Consider the following 20,885-nt stretch of genomic DNA (forward strand, 5'->3'; position numbering starts at 1 on the left):
GCGTCTCCGTCGGCCGTCAAGCCTTGGTGATCTTGACCGCGCACTTCTTGAAGTCGGTCTGGAACGAGATCGGATCGGTGGCGTCGAGCGTGACCTTGTTGATCAGTTGGCCGGCGTCGAACCAGGGCACGAACACCAGGCCGCGCGGCGGCTTGTTGCGCCCGCGCGTCTCCACACGGGTCTGCATCTTGCCGCGCCGCGACGCGATCTCCACCAGTACGCCGCGCCGCAGCCCCATGGCCTGCGCGTCATCCGGGTGCATGAAGCAGACCGCGTCGGGGAAGGCGCGATACAACTCCGGCACGCGCCGCGTCATCGAGCCGGAGTGCCAGTGCTCCAGCACGCGGCCGGTGGACAGCCAGAAGGGATATTCCTCGTCCGGCACCTCGGGTGGCGGCTCGTAGGGCAGGGCATAGATGTTGGCCTTGCCGTCCGGGTTGCCATAAAAATTGAAGCCGGAGCCGACCTTCACGTACGGGTCCGCCTTCTCGCGGTACCGCCAGCGTGTCTCGACCCCGTCCACGACGGGCCAGCGCAGCCCGCGCACCTGGTGATAGGTGTCAAAGGGCGCCAGGTCGTGGCCATGGCCGCGGCCGAACTCGGCGTATTCCTCGAAGAGCCCCTTCTGCACGTAGAAGCCGAACGCCTTGGCCTCGTCGTTGGCGTACTCCGGGTCCAGCTCCGTGTTCGGAAACTTGTTGACCTTGCCGTTCTCGAACAGCACCTGAAAAAGCGTCTTGCCTCGAAGTTCGGGCTTTTTGGCCAGCAGGTCCGCGGGCCAGACCTCGTCGGTGGTGAAGCGCTTGGAGAACTCCATCAATTGCCACAGATCCGACCGCGCGCCGCTGGGCGCGTTGACCAACTGATGCCAGAACTGCGTGCGCCGCTCGGCGTTGCCGTAGGCGCCTTCCTTCTCGACCCACATCGCGGTGGGCAGAACCAGATCCGCCGAGATTGTCGTCACCGTCGGGTAGGCGTCGGACACCACGATGAAATTGGCGGGGTTACGGTAGCCGGGGTAGCCTTCGTTCAACATGTTGGCCGCGGCCTGCATGTTGTTGTTGACCATCACCCAGTAGGCGTTGATGGTGCCGTCCTTCAACATCCGGTTCTGCAAGACCGCGTGGGCGCCAACCTTTTCGGGGATGGTGCCGTCGGGCAGCCCCCAGACTTCTTCGGCGCGCGCACGGTGCTTGGGGTTGGTCACGACCAGATCCGCGGGCAGGCGGTGCGAGAACGTGCCCACCTCGCGCGCCGTGCCACAGGCCGACGGCTGGCCCGTCAGCGAAAACGGGCTGTTCCCCGGGGTGGAGATCTTGCCCGTCAGCAAATGGATGTTGTAGACCAGGTTGTTCGCCCACACGCCGCGGGTGTGCTGGTTAAAGCCCATGGTCCAGAACGACATGACGCGGATCTTCGGGTCGGCGTACAGCTCGGCCAGCGCTTCCAGATTCCGCGCCGGCACACCGGTCAGCTTGGCGGTGTATTCCAGGTCGTACTTGGAGACGAACTTCGCGTACTCATCGAAGGTGATCGGGCGCGACCCGCCGGCATTGTTGGCGTTCTTGGCGGCCTTTTGCAGCGGGTGCTCCGGACGCAGGCCATAACCGATGTCGGTATTGCCCTCCAGGAACCGGGTGTGCTCGTCGACGAACTCGCGGTTGACGCGCTTGGTCTTGATGATGTGGTTGGCGATGTAGTTCAGGATCGCCAGGTCGGTCTGCGGCGTGAACGTCAGCGACACGTCGGCCAGCTCATACGACCGGTTCTCGAAGGTGGACAGCACCACCACCTTGGTATTGGGCTTGCTCAGCCGCCTGTCGGTCACCCGCGTCCACAGGATGGGGTGCATTTCGGCCATGTTGGCGCCCCACAGCACGAAGGCGTCGGCGCTTTCAATGTCGTCATAACAGCCCATGGGCTCGTCGGCGCCAAAGGTGCGGATGAAGCCCACCGCCGCCGACGCCATGCAGTGGCGCGCGTTCGGATCGAGGTTGTTGGTGCGGAACCCCGCTTTCATCAGCTTGAGCGCGGCGTAGCCTTCCCAGATGGTCCATTGGCCCGAGCCGAACATGCCGACGGCTTCGGGGCCTTTGTCCTTGAGCACGCGCTTGAACTGTTCGGCCATGACGTCAAACGCCTGGTCCCACGAGACCGGGGCAAGTTCGCCATCCTTGGCGTACTTGCCGTCCTTCATGCGCAACAGCGGCGACGTCAGCCGGTCATTGCCGTACATGATCTTGGACAGGAAATAGCCCTTGACGCAGTTCAGGCCGCGATTGACTTCCGCGTTGAAGTCGCCGTGCGTCGCCACGACCTGGTTGTCCTTCACCGCGACGTTCACGCCGCAGCCGGTCCCGCAGAACCGACAGGGCGCCTTCGACCACTTCAGCTTGGCGGCTTCCGATTCGGTCACGATGTTCTGCGTGTAGCCCACGATGGGGATGCCGGCTACCGTGGCGGCAGCGGCGGCGGCAGATTGCTTGATGAACTCTCTACGAGCCATGGACATCGTCAATCTCCTCATTCATCGCGGCAAGCGTGTCGGAATGCTGATACACCAGCGCCGACGCCAGCACGCCATCCAGCCGCTGGATCTGCGCGATGCGCGCAAGCATGTCTTCGGTAGAGGGGGCTTCCAGCGTGACCACCAGCTTGCCGGTCTCGGAAGCGCCGTGGATTTCGCCGCCGTCGATCGCAAGGATCGCGCCGCGAACATCGGCCAGCCGGCGCGGGGCGGCATGCACCACCATGCTGGCGATGTGCAGCTCGGGCGCCGCGCTACAGGACGCGGGGGCGGGCCGATTGTCGGGGGAAGGGGGGAGGGCGCTTGTCATCAGCTTCCCGGGGGGCCTGCAAACATCTGGTAGATCCAGACCGCAAAACCGTACCCGGCCACGATGACTACTGCCAGCACCGGAGCCATGACTGCCGCCAGGAACAGGAAACTTCGGAATTCCTGGGCTTTTGTGTAGCCATCGGATTCGTCTTGCACACACCACCTCGCTGCAAAAACTTGTAGGGGTATTGCGTCAAACGTACTGATGCGAAAGTTTGTAGCAGATGAGTTTGCGCCGCGTCAATGTTGCAACACAGCGAAATATTCGAGAAGGTACCGCGGACTGTTTACGCTGCGATGACGGCAAAGACAGTCCGTGCAGATGCCAATGCAGATACCCGCGATGCCGCGTGCGGCCACGTGGGCCGACCGCGGCGCCGCCCGCCGCCGCGTCAGGCGACCGCGACGCGGCCCGCGGCTGCGTCAGCCGATCGCACCGTAAATGCGCCGGGCGTCCGCCGCCGTCGCCAGCGGCCGGCCCAATGCCCGCGCGCCTTGCGCGGCCTGCGCCACCAATGCCGCGTTGTCCGGGGCGATCGTCCCGTCGCGCAGCTTCAGGTTGTTTTCAAACCCCACGCGCATGTGACCGCCAAACGCGGCAGCCGTCGTGACGCAGGCGTTTTCCTCGGGGCCAAAGGCGCAGATGGCCCACGGCAGCGAATGATCGCAGGCGGCCAGAAAGGGCAGCAGGTCGTACGCCGACGACGTCTGCCCGGCGCTGTAGCGCCCCAGCACGAACAGCACCGACCACGCGCCGGGCGGCACGAGCCCGCGCGTGCGCAGCGACAGCCAGCGGCGCACGTCGGCCTCGTCGTACAGGATGATCTGCGTCATGATGCGGCGCTCGGCCAGCCACGCCAGGAAGGCGGCCAGTTCCGCTTCGGATATGCCCGGCACGGCAATTTCGCGCAGGCCGATGGAGACGGCTTCGGGCTGCAATTCGCGCACCATCGCGATCTGTTCCGCGGCCTGGTACACGCCCGCCGCTTCGCTGGTCACCTGCACCAGCAGTTCGTCGCCGACTGCCTTGTGCACCGCGGCAAGCGCGTCGCGATAGGCCTGGGCATCCAGCAGGTGGCTGCCGTCGGGCTTGCGCACGTGCATGTGCATCATGGCGGCGCCGGCGTCCAGGCAAGCCCGGGCCTCGCTGGCCAGGGCCTGCGCGGTCAACGGCACGGCAGGGTGGTCGGCGGCCTTCTTGTAGGCGCCATTGGGCGCGACGGTGATGATGACGGGCGAGTCGGCCAGCGCGGCGCGCGGCAGGGCGGGGGCCGGGGCGCTCATGGCTGGATCTCCGGCAGTTCGGGCGCAATCAGGTCCAGGCCCGCGCGCAGCAGCCTGTCGTAGCGCGCGCGTTCGGCGGCGATGGTCTCGGGCGTCCAGACATGGAAGCCTTCGCCGGCCTTCATGCCGTGGCGCCCGTCGGCGGCGCGTTCGGTCAGGCAGCGCGCCGGGTGGTCGGCGTTGCAGAAGGTGGGATACATCGTGGCGCCGGCCGCCGCGTGAACGTCGATGCCGGCGTGGTCGCGCTGCATGACGGGGCCAGCCGCCAGGAACCGGAAGCCGAAGCCGAAGCGCACGGCGGCGTCCACGTCCTCGGGCGACGCGATGCCGCGGTCGATGAGGTCAAAGGCTTCGCGCGACAGGGCGTGCTGCAGGCGGTTGGCCAGAAATCCGGGCAGATCCTGCTTCACCTTGACCGGCACGCTGCCGCAACGCCGCATGAACGCGATCAGCGTGTCGGCGCAGGCCTCGTCGCTGGCCTCGCCCAGCACCACTTCCACCAGCGGCACCAGGTGCGCGGGCATGAAAAAGTGCAGGCCCAGCATGCGGCCGCGCGTATCCAGCCCCTGGCTGATCGCACTGATCGGAAAGCTGGAACTGTTGCTGGCCAGGATGGCGTCCGGCCGCGTGCGCCGCGCCAGGTCCGCAAACAGGGCCTGCTTGATGTCCAGCCGCTCGGGGATGCACTCGATGACCAGATCCACGGTGGACCAATCCACCGCGTCCAGCGACGGCGCGGTGGCCAGCAGCGTCGCGTTCGCCTCGCGCCCGATAACCTTCAAGTTTTCCGCCACCCGCGCCGGCACGCCGGCCGCGCGCTCGGCATTCGATTCGATCACCGTCGTGCGGCAAGCCGCGCGCGTCAGCACGACGGCCACATCCGCGCCCATCGTGCCGCCGCCCACCACCACCGCATGCGCCGCGCCCGGATTGGGCAGCGCCTTCGCGTCCTTCTGCATGCTGTTCTCCTGATTCTGGAAACCCGTCTGGAGGCGAGTGTAGAGAAGTGCGGTTGATTGATGAATCAGAATTTTTGAATAGAATGATCGACCAATCAGATCAATAACGTCCGGGGACAAACCATGCAGATCAATCTCTCGATGCGCGACATCGACACCACGCTGGTGCTGGGCCGCACGCTCAATTTCCGGCAGGCCGCCGGGCAGCTGCATCTGTCGCAGTCGGCGTTATCCACGCAGATCCAGCGGATCGAGGAGGCGCTGGGCGTGCGCCTGTTCGACCGCACGACGCGCACCGTGCGGCTGACGGCCGCGGGCGAGGTCTTTCTGCAGCAGGCCGCGACCCTGCAGGCGGCGTTTCGCGACGCAATCGCCGCCGTGAGCGGCATTTCCAGCGCGGAAGAGGGCCAGGTGTCGGTCGCCGCGCTGCCGTCGCTGGCGGCGCGGCTGCTGCCGCGCGTGCTGATGACCTATCGCCAGGCGCACCCGCATGTCGCGCTGAAAGTGCGCGACACGCTGTCTGGCCCGGCCTTCGATCTGGTGCGCGCGGGTGAAGTGGATTTTGCCCTGACCGCCGCCGACCCGCAGCACGCCGACCTGCACTACGTGCCGCTGATGTCCGACAGCTTCATCCTGCTGATCCCCGAGGCGCATCCGCTTGCGCGCGCAAAGGGTCCGCTGCGCTGGGCCGACACGGCCGGCGCGGAACATGTGTCCATGGTCCACCCGAGCAGCGTGCGCCAATACACGGAATGGGCCTTCCTGCAGAACCGCATCCGCTTTGCGCCCGCCTTCGAGGCCGAGCACCTGACCACCATCGTGGCCATGGTGGAATGCGGCTTCGGCGTGGCCGCGCTGCCAGAGATCGCCGCCGGCGCGGTGGCGCAGACCGGCATCGTGCAGCGCCGCCTGACGGCGCCGGTGGCCGAGCGCTCGATTGGGTTGGTGACGGCGCGCAACCGCAGCCTGTCGCCGGCTGCCGTGGCGCTGGTGCAGACGTTGCGGGAGTACGTGGCGGCGCAGCCGCGATGAAAAAAGCCGGCCTCGTTGCGGAGGCCGGCTTTGCGGCAGGCAGCAGATTCGCGGCGCGGGGGCCGCGAATCCTTGCAGGCGTACGGATCAAAAATCAATCTGCGCCGACAACAAGAACGTGCGCGGCGCGGCCACCGTCGCGTACGAGCCGCTGGCCAGCCAGAAGTCCTTGTTGAACAGGTTTTCGATATTCGCGCGGAACACCACGGAGCGGCCCAGGATCTCGGTGTTGTAGCGCGCGCCGATGTCGTAGCGGGTCCACGAGGGCAGGGTCAGGGTGTTGGCCGCGTTGAAGTACATCGACGAGGTGTGGATCACGCGGGCGTTCAGGCTCAGGCCGCGCACCCAGGGGGTGTCCCAGTCCACGCCCAGGTTGAAGGTGTTCTTCGGCACGCCGTTGGCCTCGTTGCCGTCGTTCACGCCGCCCGCAGTGCGCTTGAGGGTGGCGTCGTAGAACGTGGCGCTGGCCATCATGCGCAGGCCGGGCATGGCTTCGCCGAAGGCCGACAACTCCAGGCCGCGGTTGCGCTGTTCCCCGTCGAAGCTGTAGATCCGCGTGTCGGGATCGGTCATCGAGTTGGGGCGCGTGATCTGGAACACCGAGGCGCTGGTGATGATCTTGCCCCAGTCGACCTTCACGCCCGCTTCGTATTGCTTGGATTTGTAGGGCGCAAACACCTGGCCGGCGTTGGCGGCCGTGGCGGGGGCGATGCCGCCGCGGGTCAGACCGGAGGTGAAGTTGCCATACAGCGAGACGTTGGAAATCGGCTTGAACACGATGCCCGCGACCGGGGAGATCGCGCTTTCGTCATAGGCGTTCAGGCGCGCGCCGGTGGCGGTGGAATAGTTGTCCAGCGCGACGCGCTGGTTGCGCAGGCCGCCGGTGATCAGCAGGGTGTCGTCGGCGAAGGACAGGGTGTCGGTCAGCGTGTAGCTGGTCAACTCGGTCTTGGACGCCTTTTGCGGCGCGCCACGGTAGGCCGTGACCGGGGGCAGCGGCGCGGGGCGGTAGATGCTGGACGGCACGCCCGGGCCCGAGGACGTGACGTAGGCGTTGCCGGACTCCTGGTCCAGGCGCGTGGCCGACAGGGTGACGGTGTGGCCGACGCCCCAGGTGTCGAAGCGGGCGCGCAGGCCGACGTCGCCCGTCCAGGTGCGCGAATACGAGTCGTAATAGGCGTTGGATACCGTGAAATTGCCTAGCGCATCGGCGGGGCCGGACGGGAAGGTCTGCTCGGCGGTGCCGTAGCGGTAGCCGGTGGCGCCGTAGACCATCAGGTGGTCGTTGATGTCGTACTCGAGGCGGGTGGCCACGGTCGAGTCGTTCAGCTTGAGCTTGGTGCCGGGATAGAAGTTGCGGTGGCCGGACGGCGGCGACGGCAGCGAGGTCACGTTCGACTGGAAGCCGATCTGGGGACGGAAATTGTCGATGTCTTCATGCTGGGTGTAGGCGTCCAGCGACCAGCGCAGCTTCGTGCCGCGGTAGTCGAGCGCCAGCGCGCCCACGCCTTGCTCCTGCTTGCCGTCGTCGATGTTGGTGTCGCCGTTGCTGTAGACGCCGTTGACGCGGATGCCCCATTCGTTGTTCTCGCCAAAGCGCCGGCCCATGTCGAGCTGGCCGCCCAGTTGCGATTTGCTCTGGTAGGTGGTGGTCAGGCGGGTCAGGGGTTCGTCGCCGGCGCGCTTGGTGACGATGTTGATGCCGCCGCCGATGCTGCCGCTGGGGCCGATGCCGTTCATCAGCGTACCGGGGCCCTTCAGGACTTCGACGCGCTCCATCATGGCTGCGGGCATGCGGCTGGCGGACGCCAGGCCGTACAGGCCGTTCAGGCCCACGTCGCCTGCCGCGACGGAAAAGCCGCGGATCTGGAATTCATCGGAGAAGCCGCCGCTGGACGTGGTGGTGCGCACCGAGGACTCGCTGATGACGATGTCGGCCAGCGTGCGGGCCTGCTGGTTCTCAATCATCTGCGCGGTGTAGTTGGTGGTGCTGAACGGCACGTCCATGACATCGCCCGTGCCCAGCACGCCCAGGCCGCCGCCGCGCGCCACCTGGCCGCCTGCAAAGGGCGCGGGCAGGGTGGGATCGGCGGCCGAAGCCGTCACCGTCACGGCGGGCAGTTGCGTCGTGGCGATGCCCGCGCCGGCAGGGCGGTCCAGCACATAGCTGCCATTGGACTGCGGCAGCACGCGGATGCCGGTGCCGGCCAGCAGGGCGTCCAGCCCGCCGCGCACGCCGTAGGCGCCACGCAGTCCGTTGCTTTGCAGGCCAGCCGTCACGTCGGGCCGGAACGACAGCACGATGCCGGCTTCACGCCCGAAGCGGCCCAGCGCATCCTCAAGCGTTCCCGCGGGAATGTCGTAGCTGCGCGTGGCGGCTGCCTGCGCGTGGGCAGCGGTGGGGACGGCCAGTGCGGGGGCCGCGAGCAGCGTGGCGGTGGCGATGCGGCCCGCCAGACGCGCCGTGGCTGCGCGGCGCAGGAAGCGGGAGGACTGGCGCTTGGGCGCCCGGACGTGATTCATGAACTGGCCTTTCAGAGAGGTGAGGTTGCTGTGTGCTCACCCTCCTTGACCCTTCGGATCGAAAAACGGATCAGCTTTTTTGTAACAGCGGTGACGGACGCGCCGTGTCGGGGCCGGCAATGAGGTGCAGGCGGCGGCCGCGCCAGCGCCGCGTCTCGGTTTCCACGCGGATGTCCAGCGTGGCGCTGAGCGCGGCCAGCACCTTGTCCACGTTGTTGACGGGAAAGGATCCGGACAGCAGCCGGTCCGCCACCGCGGGATCGCAACTCAGCGTATCGCGGCAATAGCGGCCTAGTTCGGCAATGAAATCGGCCAGGCGCATGCCGCGCGCCACGATGAAGCCGTCCTTCCAGGCGATCTGGTTGGTCTCGGCGGCGGCCGGTTGCGCGACGCCATGCGACGAGTAATGGGCGCGCAGTCCCGCCTGCAACGTCAGTCCGTGCGCGGCGTCGTCGCGCGGGCGGATTTGGACCGCGCCTTCGAACACGCTGACCTCGGTCGAGGTGTCCAGCAGCCGCACGGCGTATTCGGTGCCCAGCGCGCGCGCGGTGCCGTGCGCGGTCTCGACAAGAAAGGGCCGGTGGGGTACGCCTGTCTCTTGGGCGGTGGTGATCAGGATTTCGCCCGCGATGAGCGCCACGCGCCGCAAACCCGCGCTGTAGCGCACGTCGATGGCGCTGTCGGTGTTCAGCACCACACGGGTTCCGTCCGGCAGCGTCAGGCTGCGGTGTTCGCCGATGGCGGTGCGATGGTCTGACGTCCAAGTGCGCCACGGGGTGCTCTGCCCGACGCCCCAGGCCGCGCCGCTGGTGACCGCGAGGACGCTCACGGCCTTCAACGCGCGCCGGCGCTGGGCGCAGGCGGGGGCCGCCAGCGCAGCCTGCGCGATGGCCGAGTGTCCGGGACCAGCCAACGGCTGCAGGCGGCCTTGCACGGATTCGATGCGCAGCCACGCGCGCTCGTGGTCGGGGTGCGCGGCGCGCCAGGAGGTCCATGCCCGCACCGTTTCCGGCGCGACGGGGTCGTCTTGCAATTGCACCAGCCATTCCAGCGCGCGTTGCGCGACGGCGGGCGACACGGCAGCCGCATCGCGGGTAGCGCCGTACCAGGGCGAGGCGGACATGCGGCGGCTCATCCGGTAAAGGACAGATCGGCGAAGCAGCAGCGCTGCAAGGCCTTGACGAGATAGCGCTTGACCGTGGGGACCGAGATGCCCAGCGCGTCAGCCACCTGGGCGTGCGTGTGCCCGTCCAGCTGCGACAGCAGGAATGCCTGCCGCACGATGGCGGGCAGCCCGTCCAGCAGACGGTCCAGCTCCAGCAGCGTTTCCAGCACGATGGCCCGGTCCTCGGGCGACCAGTGCACCGCCTGAGGCGCCTGGGCCAGCGCCTCCAGATAGGCGCGCTCCAGTTTCTCGCGGCGCCAGTGGTTGGACACCAGGTGCTGGGCGACGGTGGTAAGGAACGCGCGCGGCTCGGTGAGCGTGGCCGGAATCCGGTCGCTGCTAAGCAGGCGGATGAAGGTGTCGTGCGCCAGGTCTTCGGCCTGATCGGCGTTGCCCAGGCGGCGGCGCAACCATCCTCTCAGCCAGGAGTGGTGATCGCTATAAAGCGTTTCGATGGAGGAGGGGAAGGCGCATCCCGGCGTACTCAAGATCCAACCTTTTGATCAAGCCGCCGGCGCCTCGCAGTCGGAGGCGGGACAACTGCTCATGCGAATTACGGGAAATAGTAATTGTTATTATTACCGATTCCGGGCAGGGCTTGTCAAATTGTTGCCGGGCGCGCGCGGCCGGGCGTTGCCGGCAGGCGTCAGATATGAGCGGCCGGATAGGTGGTTCTGAAACCGAGTGGCGGAATCGGTTTCAGAACCGGTGGGGCACTGGACTATTGCGGCATGGTGCCGGCGCCGAGCGCCGCGCAGTGGTCGTAGATGGCGCCCGGCCGGGTGAACCAGATCTTGTCGCGCTCGGGGTGTTCGACGATGTACTTCAGCGCACGGCGCAAGGCCCGCAGGCGGTAAGGCTGGCCGACGATCATGGTGTGCAGCGCGATGCCGCAGACCAGAGGCTGCCTGGCCGATTGCGCCAGCATTTCGTCGAACTGATCGATGATCATCTGTTCAAATTCCACGGCGGAATGGCGGCGCACCAGCATCTGCGGCGAGTCATTGATCTCCAGCGGATAGGGCACGGACATCAACGGGCCTTGTTGCGTGCTCATCCATACCGGTTGGTCGTCGGCCGGCCAATCCATGACGAATTTGTAGCCGGTTTCCACCAGCAGTTCCGGTGTCTGGTGGCTTTGCGACATCCATGGTCCCATCCAGCCGCGAACATCCTGGCCGGTGTGCGTCTTGATGGCATCGCGCACCTCCAGCAGCAGGCGGCGTTCGTCGGCCGGCCAGAGATGCCCTTGGGCTTCGGCATTGGTCCGGCCATGGCCGATGATCTCATCGCCACGCGCAAGCAGGCGTTCGGCGATCTGCGGCGCGTAGTCAAAGACCACGGTGTTGAGCAAATGGGCGGCCGGCAGCTCAAGCTCATCGAACAGATCCAGCAGGCGCCAGACGCCGACCCGGTTCCCATAATCTCGCCAGGCGAACGCGCGTACATCCGGCTGCGGCAGCTCGGCGCCAAGATTGTGTCCCCGGCCGGCGCCGAAGGCGAAATGCTCGATGTTCAGGCCCAGGTAAACCGCCAGGCGTTTGCCTTGCGGCCAGTTGTAGTTGCTGCGTTCTGGAATCGCGCTATAGGGATAGCGGTCGTGATACGGAAGAAGCATGATGGTGTCCTGTGTTAAACGCCTAGAAAGGCAGTCTGTACCTTGGGGTCTTCGAGCAGGGCATCAGAAGCGTCGTCATAGACTTTCTCGCCCAATTGCAGAATGGCGGTCCGGCTGGCGACGCGCATCGCCCAGTTGGCGTTCTGTTCCGCCAGCACAAAGCTCAGGCCTTCGCGAGCCTGGATCTCGAGCAGAATGTCGCCAATGCGCTCGACGACAATAGGCGCCAGCCCCAAAGAGGGCTCATCCAGAAGGAACAATCTTGGTCCGCTCATCAGCGCACGGCCGATGGCCAGCATTTGCTGTTCGCCACCGGACAGGCTACCCGCAGCCTGGCGGGCGCGTTCCTTCAGGCGCGGGAAATAGCCGTAGATCTCGGTCATGCGCTGCGTGGCGCGTTCACGGCCCCGGCCGAACGCGCCCATCTTCAGGTTTTCGGCCACCGTCAGCGACGGAAACACGCGCCGTCCCTCCGGCGAGAACCCAATGCCCAGCTTGACCACTTCCGAGGCCGGCAGTGTCTTGATGCTGCGGCCTTCCCAGAGAATTTCGCCCTGATATTGCCGCGCCAGGCCGGAAATGGCGCGCAAAGTGCTGCTTTTGCCGGCGCCGTTGGCGCCGATGAGCGCAACAGTTTCACCCGCGGCGATGGTCAGCGACAACCGGCGCGTGCCGACCACCTGGCCATAACGTACTTCCAGATCACGCAATTCCAGCAGTGACATTTCTCGTCCCCAGATAAGCTTCGACAACCCGGCTGTCGCGCAGCACGTCGGCCGGTTTGCCTCGGGTCAATTCCTGGCCGGCGGCAACCACCAGCAGGCGGTCGCACAGGCCGGCGATAAAGCGCATGTTGTGATCGATCACCATGACGGTGACCCCGGATTCGCGCACTTGCTGGATGACCTTGCGCACCTGGTCGGTTTCCTCGGCGCTAAGGCCGGCAACGGGTTCATCCAGCATCAATAGCCGAGGCCGAGCTGCCAGTGCAATGGCAATGCCGAGGATCTTCTGTAAGCCGTAGGGCAGACTGCCGGCGCTGGCATCGGCCACGGCGCGCAGATTCATGCTGCTGAGCAATTGTTCGACCAGCGCGTCGGACTCGGCCCGGCGCTGGCTGCTGCTGCCCATGCCGAACAGCGCCGGCAGCGCGCCGGGATAGCGCAGCAGATAACTGCCGCGCACCAGGTTTTCGCGCACGCTGGCTGCGCTGTAGACGGCTGTGGATTGAAAGGTGCGCACCAGCCCGCGTCCGCTGAGTCTGGAGGGCGCCCAGCCGGTCACTTTTTCGCCATCGAAGACGACCGTGCCGCGTGAGGGCATGATGACGCCGCTGATCAGGTTGACCAATGTGGTCTTGCCCGCGCCGTTGGGGCCGATGACGCCAAGAATTTCGCCAGCATAGACTTCGAAACTCACGCCATCGACCGCTTTCAGACCGCCGAAGCTGCGACCGATGTCTTGCACCTCAAGCAAGGTTTTCATGCCTGGCCTCCACGGCGGCGCGTGGCCAGCCAGCTGAACAGACCTGCCAAGCCCGAAGGGAAGGCGGCCATCACGACGATAAGGGCGATGCCGAACAGAATGCGCTGGACTTCGACATAGCCGCGCAGCAATTCGGGCAGGGCAACCAGAAAGACGGCGCCGATAATGGGGCCGATGGCGTTATACATGCCCCCCAGCACATTCATCACGACCAGATTGAGCGAATCGACCATGCCGAACGTGGTCGGGTCGATATACCGCATGAAGAACGCCAGCAGCCCGCCTTGTAGACCCGCCAGCGCGCAGCCCAGCACGAAAATGCCGACCTTGAGCGGCAACACGCGCACGCCCGCGCATTCGGTCAGACGCGGCGCCTCACGCACGGCATCGATGGCGCGGCCGGTTTCCGACATCAGCAACCGCACGCACAGCAGGGTGCATAGCGCCGCCGCGACCAGGGACACGTAGTACTGGGCCAGCGGTGAACTCCAGGCCGGGTTGAGCGGTGGCAGATTGGACAGGCCGTTGGCGCCGCCCGTCAGGCTTTCCCATTCGACCAGCACCAGACGGATGATCTCGCCCAGCAAGAAGGTCACCAGCACAAAATACTTGCCGGTCAGGCGCAGTAGCACCGGGCCGACCAGCAGGGCGAGCAAGCCGGCTGCGGCAGTACCCACGGCCAGGCCCATGGCGGGCGGCAGTTGCAGTTTCGTGACGGCCAGCGCGCAGCCATAGGCCCCGATGCCGATAAAGCCTGCGTGCGATAGCGAAATATGGCCGGTTCGGATGATGAGGTGCAGGCTCAAGGCGCCGATGATGTTGAGCAGAATCAGCGCGCCGATGGCGAGCAGGAAGGCGTTGTCGAACACCTGGGGCGCCAGGGCCAGCAGCGCCAGCACCAGCAGGCCGGCCAGACCGGCTGCCAGGCCGCGCGAGCGCCGGGGCCGTACGGGTCGCGCCAGGGGCATGGATAGTTGAGTCATGAGTGCGCGTCCTTCAGTGTTCGGGTTTGCCCAGCAGGCCCCAGGGGCGTATCACCAGCAGGGCGATGACGACCGCAAAGGAAACAAAGGTCGAGGTGGCCGAGCCGTAAAACGTGGCGAGGAAACTCTCGGCAAAGCCGAAAATCACACCGCCGAGCGCCGCGCCGGGGATGCTGCCCATGCCGCCCAGAATGACCACGATGAAGGCAACCATCAAAGGCCGCTCTCCCATGAAGGGCGAGAGTGCATAGGTCTGGGCGTAGATGGCCCCCGCGATGGCGGTCATGAAGACGGCCAGAAAGAATGCCAGCTGGTAGATGCGGCGCGTGTTCACCCCCTGCGCTTCGGCGATCTCGATGTCTTCGGCCGAGGCGCGCACCGCCAGGCCGTAGCGGCTGCTGCTCATGAAGGCCCAGAACGCCAGCAGTACGGCGATCGCGATGCCTATCACCATCAGCTTGTCGGCGGGAATCATGACCGGGCCCAGTTGCGCCATGGTGTCGAGCGCTGCGGGCACCGAACGCTCATAGACGTCCCAGACCAGCACGCTGGTGTAGACAATGGCGATGTCCAATCCCAGCAGGCCAATCATGCTCTGGAACATCTTTTGATAGAAACGGCGGTACACCAGCCATTCCAGGATCAGGCTTAGCGAGGCGACTGTCAGTGCCGCCAGCACGATGGCGACCACGTATGGCAGCTTCAATTCGCCGAAGTAGTAGAACAGGGCGTAGCCGCCCAGCATGGCGAAACTGCCATGCGCGAAGTTGACGACTTTCATGATGCCGAACAACAGCGTGAAGCCGAGCGCGATCAGCACATAGATCGCACTCAGGCTCAAGCCATTGATCAGCACCTGCATCAGCACAGGTGCGGAGAACATGAGCATTCCTCGAAACGGGACGGGCTTATTCCTTGACCGGAACCAGGGAAGTCAGGGCATGCGGCTTGCCGTTCTTGATCTCGGTGATCCAGAACTTGTTCAGCAATTGATGGTTGACGCCATAAGCGCGTTCGCCGCCCCAGACCACCGGGCCGTAAATGCCGGCGTCAAAGCCGCTGATGCTCTCCATCGCCTTGCGTACCTTATCGGTGTCGCTGACCGTTCCCGCTTCTTCGATGGCCTTGAAGAGAATCCGCGCCGAGTTGTACCAGCCGGGCGTCTGGGCATTGATGACGCCGCTCCAGCGCTTTTTGTAGTTTTCGACGAACTTCCTGGCGGCGGGTTCGTTGAAGTCGAACACGTCATAGGACATGAAGCCCTCGGCCAGGGGGCCGGCGATATCGGCGACCTCATCGATGCCAGGGCCGCCCACCTGCCAGATGATGCCCTTGTAGCCGATCTGGCGAGCCTGTTTGACCAGCAGGCCGGCCTCGCCTGGCGCGTTCAAATTCAGGTCCAGCACATCGGCATCCTGGGCCATCATGCGCATCAAGAGCGGCGTGAATTCTTTGGAGCCGCGCTCATAGCCTTCCGACCACACGCTGTAGCCGGCGTCTTTATAGGCCTGGCCCAGCGTGGGCATCACGACTTGCCCGGTGGCGTCATTGGGCACGATCAGGGCCACTTTCCTGGCTTCCGGACGGTTCTCCTTCAGCCACTTCACCATGGCCGGGCCGAACTCGACATTGCTGTTCATGGTGCGGAAGTTGTAGCCGTCCTTGCCGTTTTGCTTGAGGATGTCCGGCGCATAGCCATTGGACAGCATGATGACGCGGCCCTGATTGACGATGGGAACTGCCGCCATGACCGACGGCGTGCCGATGGGCCCGACGATGAACTTGACCTTGTCGTAATTGACCAGCCGTTCGGCGGCCGTGCGCCCACCGGTGGCGCTGTACTTGTCGTCATACATCAGCAATTCGGGCTTATAGGTCTTGCCGCCCACCTTGAGGCCGCCTTGCGCGTTGACTTCGTCGATCGCCATCTGCACGCCGCGCTGCACCGCCAGGCCCCACGCGGTGCCTCCACCCGACAGTGGCCCGATACCGCCGATCTTCAGTGTCTCCTGGGCGTGGGCGCCCAGGCTCAATGCACTCAAGGCCAGTGTGGCCAGGATATGTTTTGCGTTCATTGGTATTCCCCTTGTAGTCGTACTGCGGTTGACTGGATTCACGAGGCAGGCGGCGGTTGCAGCGCCTCGGTCACAAAGCGGGCGGCGGCGAGCAGGCGCGTGTCCTGGCCATAGGGGCCAATGAGCTGCGCGCCCACTGGCAGGCCGCCCGGGCCGATCTCCAGCGGAAAGGAGATGCAGGGCAAATGCAGCAAGGTCCAGATCGCGCCATATCGGGGCGAGCCGGCAGACTGGTGGCCGGCTTCTGCTTCGCCTTCGGCGGCGGGATACAGCAGCACGTCGTAATCGTTGAACAGCCGGCGCGCACGGGCGCGCAGCCGCGCGGCCTGTTGCAGCATGAGGGTGTACTCGTCCAGGCCGATTTCGGTGCTGAGCCGGGCAGCCAGGCGCGGGCTCAGGCGATCTGCGTGTTGGAGACGTTCCTGCGCCAGGGACAGGCGAGCCTCGAAGGCAAAGATGCGCAGCTGAAGCGCTTCCAGCGCTTCGAACTCGTCCGGCAGCCAGAAGCGTTCAACCGTGCAGCCCTGGCGCTGCAATGCGGCGGCGGCGCGCTCGATGGCGCCCAGTGTTGCCGCTTGCGCATAGTCCCATTGGCGCGACAGGCAGAGCCCCACGCGCGGGCGTGCGCCCGTCGCGGCCATGACGTCGCGCGCGGCATGCAGGCCCAGGGTGAAGAACGCCGCGTCGGCCACATCGCGAACAATCACCCCGACCGTGTCTTGCGAGGGGCTCAAGGCCTTCATGCCCGCTGAGGCGATCAGGCCGAAGCTGGGCTTGAAGCCCACGACGCCGCAGTAAATGGCGGGCCGGACAATGGAGGCGGTGGTCTGAGTGCCGAAGGCAACCGGCACCATCCCATCCGCGACTGCGGCCGCAGAACCGCTTGAGGAACCGCCAGGCGTATGGCTCACGCGCAGCGGATTGGCGGCGCGGCTGGGCGTTTGCGTGGCAAATTCGCCGGTGGCGACTTTGCCCAGAAGCATCGCGCCATGATGGCGGGCCATGGCGATGCAGCTGGCGTCGGTGGACGGGCGATGGCCTTGATAGATGGGGGAGCCATACTCGGTTGGATAGTCCGCCGAGTCGAAGATGTCCTTGGCGGCAAACGGCACGCCACGCAACGGCGCGCCGGCCAGCGGCGTGACACGCCGGGCTTCCGCCAGGACGCGCTCGGGGTCATGCGCCACAAAGGCCTGTATTTCGTCGTTGCGCTCGGCGATACGGTCCAGGCAGGCCCGCGCCACCGCTTCGGGGGTGGTGTCGCCGCGGGCGATGGCGGCGGCCATGTCGCAGGCCGTCCATTGATTCAAAGGCTTCACAGTGAGATCCGTTGTGGGCTACGTCACTGAGAACTTTATGGTTGGCCAATTGGTATGTCTAATACAATAAAAAACAGCAATTAAGATGAAAACTGACCTAATGTTCGGGGTAAACCATGTCCTTGGTTTCACGCGCGCTGCGTGCGTTTGTGGTGGTGGCCGAAGAGCTGCACTTTGGCCGGGCGGCAGTCAGGCTCAATCTCAGCCAGCCGCCGCTTAGCCAGTTGATACGCCAATTCGAGGCCCAGGTCGGCACCGAGCTGTTCGTGCGGTCCACCCGGTCCGTCAAGTTGACCAAGGCGGGCGAAGTGCTCTTGCTGCGCGCGCGGCGTTTGCTCGACGAGGATGAGGCCGCCGTGCATGCGGCGCGGCGTGCCGGCAGCGGGGATGCCGGGCGGCTGGCGGTGGGTTTTGTCAGCACCGCGGCTTATCAGGTCTTGCCGCGTGTGCTGGCGAAGTACCGCGCGGAGTATCCGGACGTCGAATTGGTGCTGGAAAATGCGCTAACTAGCGAGCTGACGGAACAGTTGATGGCCAATACCATCGACCTGGCGATCTTTCGCCGTTTGCCGCGCGCGGTCGAGCCCGATCTGGTGTTTGAGCGGGTGCACCGCGAGAAGATGATCCTGGCCTTGCCGCCGGGACATCCGCTGACACGTTATGAACGCGTGCCGATGGCGCGTCTTGACGGTCAGGATGTGGTCGGCTTTAAACGTGAGGCCTCGTCGTACTTCAATGCCGTGCAGACGCGATTGTTCCGGGATCACAATGTGCGGCCGCATATCGTGTACGAGAGTGTTCTGCCGACCTTGCTGGCGCTGGTGGAAGGCGGAATGGGGGTGGCCCTGGTGCCGGAATCGGCGGCGACGCTGCGCATTAACGGCGTCGAATACCGGCCGCTGACGGGGCAGCAAAATGCCTTCGATGTGGACCTTTACTGTGCTCGTCGCCCCGATAACGTCAACCCCACGGCAGAGGCCTTCGCCCGGATTCTGCGCGGATCCAAGAAGGGCTTGTCCGCCGGTTCCGAGGCTAAAACGAAGTGACCGCGATTGATGGATGCGTTGAGAAGTAAGCCATCACCAGCGAGCGGTCAGATCGCAGCGGAAGGCGGCAGGTATGCGCCCTGTGTCTGCGCATACGCCTGTTGCGAGGCCAGATAGGCATCGCGCGACGGAATCAGGTGGTCGCGGCACACGGCCATCAGCGCGTCGCGATTGCCGTCCCGCAGCGCCTGGATCATCGTCCAGTGTTCCTGCCGCGCCCGTTCGCGGTGGCCGGCTGTCACCAGCGAGCCGAAGCGGATCGGGTGGGTGCGGCGCGCGTATTCCTCGATGGCCTGCCCCAGCACGGCGTTGTCCAGCAGGCCGACGAATTCACGGTGAAAGTGCTGGTTGCTGCGGAACACGCGGCGCGCGTCGCCCGCCGCCACCGCCGCGTCGTGCTCGCGCTGCACCGCCACCAGCGCGGCCAGCCGCGCTTCGGGCACGGGCAGCGGCATCTGGCGGGCGGCGTGCACTTCCAGCACCTCGCGCAAGGCGTACAGCTCCATGACCTCGCGCACCGAGAACGCGCGCACCACCGCGCCGATGTTGCGCTTTTTCTCGACCACGCCCAGAAGCTCCAGGTCGACCAGCACCTGGCGCACCGCGTGCCGCTTCATGTCAAAGCGCGCCATCAGCTCGTCCTCGGTCAGGCGTTCGCGCGGATGCAGCCGGCCGAAGACGATGTCTTCCTCCAGCGCGGCCACCGCCGCCTGTACGGCGTCGGGGGCGGGTTCCTGCAAGGCGGCGGGCGTGATGGCGTTCATGGCGATGAGGGCAGGTTTACTTCTTGGGCACCGTGTCGTGCGTGACGCCGGCGCGCAGGAAGTCGAAGTCGACGCCTTGGTCGGCCTGCGTCACGGACTGCAGGAAGAGCTTGCGGTAGCCGCGGTCGGCTGCCGGCCGCGTGATGGGTTGGGCGGCGGCGCGGCGCGCCAGCTCGGCGTCGTCGACCAGCAGCGCGATTTCGCGCCGGGCCACCGACAGGCGGATGCGGTCGCCGTTCTGCACATAGGCCAGCGGACCGCCGATGGCGGATTCCGGCGTCACGTGCAGCACGATGGTGCCGGCCGCGGTGCCGCTCATGCGGCCGTCCGAGATCCGGACCATGTCCTTGACGCCGGCGCGCGCCAGCTTTTTCGGGATCGGCATGTAGCCGGCTTCGGGCATGCCTGGCGCGCCAGTGGGGCCGATGCGCTTGAGCACCAGGATGTCGTCGGCGGTCACGTCCAGCGCGTCGTCGTCGATGCGGCGCGCCATGTCCTCGGCGTCTTCGAACACCACCGCGCGGCCTTCGTGCTCCATCAGTTGGGGATTGGCCGCCGACTGCTTGATGATGGCGCCGCCGGGCGCCAGATTGCCGCGCAGCACCGCCAGGCCGCCCACCGGATAGATGGGCGCGGCGGCCGTGCGGATGACGTCCTGCTTGAAGGGCGGGGGGGCGTCGTCCAGTTCTTCGCCCAGCGTGCGGCCGGACACGGTGAGCACGTCCAGATGCAGGAAGGGGCGCAGCTCGCGCAGCAGGGCGGGCATGCCGCCCGCGTCGTGGAAGTCTTCCATGTAGTGCTGGCCCGACGGCTTCAGGTCGACCAGCACGGGCGTCTCGCGGCTGATGCGGTCCAGGCCGGCCAGGTCGATGTCGATGCCCAGGCGGCCTGCGATGGCGGTCAGATGGACGATGCCGTTGGTCGACCCGCCGATGGCGAGCAGCACGCGCAGCGCGTTTTCGATGGACTTGCCGGTCAGGATGCGGTCCGGGGTCAGGCGCGAAGCCGCCATGGCGACGGCGGTGGCGCCGGTGTGCTCGGCCACGCGCACGCGGTCGGCGGTGACGGCCGGGGCCGAGGCGCCGCCGGTCACCATCATGCCCAGCGCTTCGGTAATGCAGGCCATCGTGCTGGCCGTGCCCATGACGGAACAGGTGCCCACGCTGGCGACGAGCTGGTTGTTCACGTCGGCGATCTCGACGGCGTCGATTTCCTCGGCGCGGTAGCGGCCCCAGTAGCGGCGGCAGTCGGTGCATGCGCCCACGCGCTCGCCGCGGTGCGAGCCGGTCAGCATGGACCCGGTGACCAGCTGGATGGCGGGTACGCCTGCCGAGGCGGCACCCATCAGTTGCGCTGGCACGGTTTTGTCGCAGCCGCCGATCAGCACGACGGCGTCCATCGGCTGCGCGCGGATCATCTCCTCGGTGTCCATGGACATGAGGTTGCGCAGGTACATGCTGGTGGGCTGCGAGAAGCTTTCGTGCACCGAGATGGTGGGAAAGTCCATCGGCAGGCCGCCGGCCAGCATGACGCCGCGCTTGACGGCCTCGATGAGCTGCGGGGCGTTGCCGTGGCAGGGGTTGTAGCTGCTGCCGGTGTTGACGATACCGATGATGGGACGCGCCAGGGCGTCGTCCGACAGGCCGGCGCCCTTGATGAAGGCCTTGCGCAGGAACAGCGAAAAACCCTTGTCGCCGTAATTGGTCAGCCCGCGGGCGACGCCTTGCGCCGTGGCGCTGTCGCTGTCGAAGGGGCCCTTGCCGGGCTTGCCGCCCTTGGTCTCGTCCGTCATT

General features: G+C 65.9%; 19 protein-coding genes. 2 read left to right on the plus strand and 17 right to left on the minus strand.

What is annotated here, in order from left to right; all coding sequences use genetic code 11:
• Positions 1–16: 16 nt before the first annotated feature.
• The 5 genes from napA to H4P35_RS09880 all read right to left on the minus strand — a co-directional run bounded on the left by napA (position 17) and on the right by H4P35_RS09880 (position 5,082).
• The gene (gene napA / locus H4P35_RS09860; protein WP_056316199.1) at positions 17–2,512 is read right to left on the minus strand and encodes a periplasmic nitrate reductase subunit alpha; all 2,496 of its coding nucleotides are present in this window, start codon (positions 2,510–2,512) and stop codon (positions 17–19) included.
• Entirely contained in the window at positions 2,496–2,837 is a 342-nt protein-coding gene (locus H4P35_RS09865) for a chaperone NapD (protein ID WP_056316202.1), read from the minus strand. The genes napA and H4P35_RS09865 overlap by 17 nt, the downstream gene beginning before the upstream one ends.
• The gene (gene napE / locus H4P35_RS09870) at positions 2,837–2,995 is read right to left on the minus strand and encodes a periplasmic nitrate reductase, NapE protein (RefSeq protein WP_056316205.1); all 159 of its coding nucleotides are present in this window, start codon (positions 2,993–2,995) and stop codon (positions 2,837–2,839) included. Before napE ends, H4P35_RS09865 begins: the two co-directional genes overlap by 1 nt.
• A 267-nt stretch (positions 2,996–3,262) precedes the next feature.
• A complete protein-coding gene (locus H4P35_RS09875) occupies positions 3,263–4,123 on the minus strand; it encodes a 3-keto-5-aminohexanoate cleavage protein (RefSeq protein ID WP_226848814.1) in 861 nt (286 codons plus the stop codon).
• Positions 4,120–5,082, minus strand: a complete 963-nt coding sequence (locus H4P35_RS09880; RefSeq protein WP_142049371.1) for a 3-hydroxyacyl-CoA dehydrogenase family protein — start codon at positions 5,080–5,082, stop codon at positions 4,120–4,122. The genes H4P35_RS09875 and H4P35_RS09880 overlap by 4 nt, the downstream gene beginning before the upstream one ends.
• 123 nt (positions 5,083–5,205) lie before the next feature.
• Between H4P35_RS09880 and H4P35_RS09885 the strand changes: the two genes are divergently transcribed.
• On the plus strand, positions 5,206–6,114 hold the full coding sequence (locus H4P35_RS09885; protein ID WP_062840807.1) for a LysR family transcriptional regulator: 909 nt from the start codon (positions 5,206–5,208) through the stop codon (positions 6,112–6,114).
• Between the two features lie 87 nt (positions 6,115–6,201).
• On the opposite strand, the gene H4P35_RS09890 is transcribed toward H4P35_RS09885, so the two are convergent.
• The 10 genes from H4P35_RS09890 to H4P35_RS09935 all read right to left on the minus strand — a co-directional run bounded on the left by H4P35_RS09890 (position 6,202) and on the right by H4P35_RS09935 (position 17,282).
• Positions 6,202–8,637, minus strand: a complete 2,436-nt coding sequence (locus tag H4P35_RS09890; RefSeq protein WP_226848818.1) for a TonB-dependent receptor — start codon at positions 8,635–8,637, stop codon at positions 6,202–6,204.
• Between the two features lie 70 nt (positions 8,638–8,707).
• Positions 8,708–9,760, minus strand: a complete 1,053-nt coding sequence (locus H4P35_RS09895) for a FecR family protein (RefSeq protein WP_226848821.1) — start codon at positions 9,758–9,760, stop codon at positions 8,708–8,710.
• An 8-nt stretch (positions 9,761–9,768) separates the two neighbouring features.
• Positions 9,769–10,290, minus strand: coding sequence for a sigma-70 family RNA polymerase sigma factor (locus H4P35_RS09900; protein ID WP_175236134.1), 522 nt, complete (start codon positions 10,288–10,290; stop codon positions 9,769–9,771).
• Positions 10,291–10,523: 233 nt separating this feature from the next.
• Positions 10,524–11,420 (minus strand): polysaccharide deacetylase family protein, encoded by an 897-nt coding sequence (locus H4P35_RS09905; RefSeq protein ID WP_226848823.1) that lies wholly within the window; start codon positions 11,418–11,420, stop codon positions 10,524–10,526.
• 14 nt (positions 11,421–11,434) lie between these two features.
• Positions 11,435–12,145, minus strand: a complete 711-nt coding sequence (locus H4P35_RS09910; RefSeq protein ID WP_056316225.1) for an ABC transporter ATP-binding protein — start codon at positions 12,143–12,145, stop codon at positions 11,435–11,437.
• Entirely contained in the window at positions 12,123–12,905 is a 783-nt protein-coding gene (locus tag H4P35_RS09915) for an ABC transporter ATP-binding protein (protein WP_056316228.1), read from the minus strand. Before H4P35_RS09915 ends, H4P35_RS09910 begins: the two co-directional genes overlap by 23 nt.
• Positions 12,902–13,888: a branched-chain amino acid ABC transporter permease gene (locus tag H4P35_RS09920; RefSeq protein ID WP_226848826.1), complete on the minus strand. Its 987-nt coding sequence runs from the start codon at positions 13,886–13,888 to the stop codon at positions 12,902–12,904. The genes H4P35_RS09915 and H4P35_RS09920 overlap by 4 nt, the downstream gene beginning before the upstream one ends.
• 13 nt (positions 13,889–13,901) lie before the next feature.
• On the minus strand, positions 13,902–14,771 hold the full coding sequence (locus H4P35_RS09925) for a branched-chain amino acid ABC transporter permease (protein WP_226848828.1): 870 nt from the start codon (positions 14,769–14,771) through the stop codon (positions 13,902–13,904).
• Positions 14,772–14,796: 25 nt separating this feature from the next.
• Positions 14,797–15,963, minus strand: a complete 1,167-nt coding sequence (locus H4P35_RS09930) for an ABC transporter substrate-binding protein (RefSeq protein ID WP_226848831.1) — start codon at positions 15,961–15,963, stop codon at positions 14,797–14,799.
• 38 nt (positions 15,964–16,001) lie between these two features.
• Positions 16,002–17,282, minus strand: a complete 1,281-nt coding sequence (locus tag H4P35_RS09935) for an amidase (RefSeq protein ID WP_226848833.1) — start codon at positions 17,280–17,282, stop codon at positions 16,002–16,004.
• Between the two features lie 116 nt (positions 17,283–17,398).
• On the opposite strand from H4P35_RS09935, the gene H4P35_RS09940 reads away from it, so the two are divergent.
• On the plus strand, positions 17,399–18,328 hold the full coding sequence (locus H4P35_RS09940; RefSeq protein WP_226848837.1) for a LysR substrate-binding domain-containing protein: 930 nt from the start codon (positions 17,399–17,401) through the stop codon (positions 18,326–18,328).
• 47 nt (positions 18,329–18,375) lie between these two features.
• Here H4P35_RS09940 and H4P35_RS09945 read toward each other — a convergent pair whose 3' ends face one another.
• On the minus strand, positions 18,376–19,092 hold the full coding sequence (locus tag H4P35_RS09945; RefSeq protein WP_226848841.1) for a GntR family transcriptional regulator: 717 nt from the start codon (positions 19,090–19,092) through the stop codon (positions 18,376–18,378).
• A 16-nt stretch (positions 19,093–19,108) separates the two neighbouring features.
• Positions 19,109–20,884, minus strand: a complete 1,776-nt coding sequence (locus tag H4P35_RS09950; protein WP_062840811.1) for an IlvD/Edd family dehydratase — start codon at positions 20,882–20,884, stop codon at positions 19,109–19,111.
• Position 20,885 lies beyond the last annotated feature (1 nt).

It is taken from the genome of Achromobacter sp. 77 (genome assembly GCF_020541125.1).
GTDB lineage: Bacteria > Pseudomonadota > Gammaproteobacteria > Burkholderiales > Burkholderiaceae_B > Achromobacter > Achromobacter mucicolens.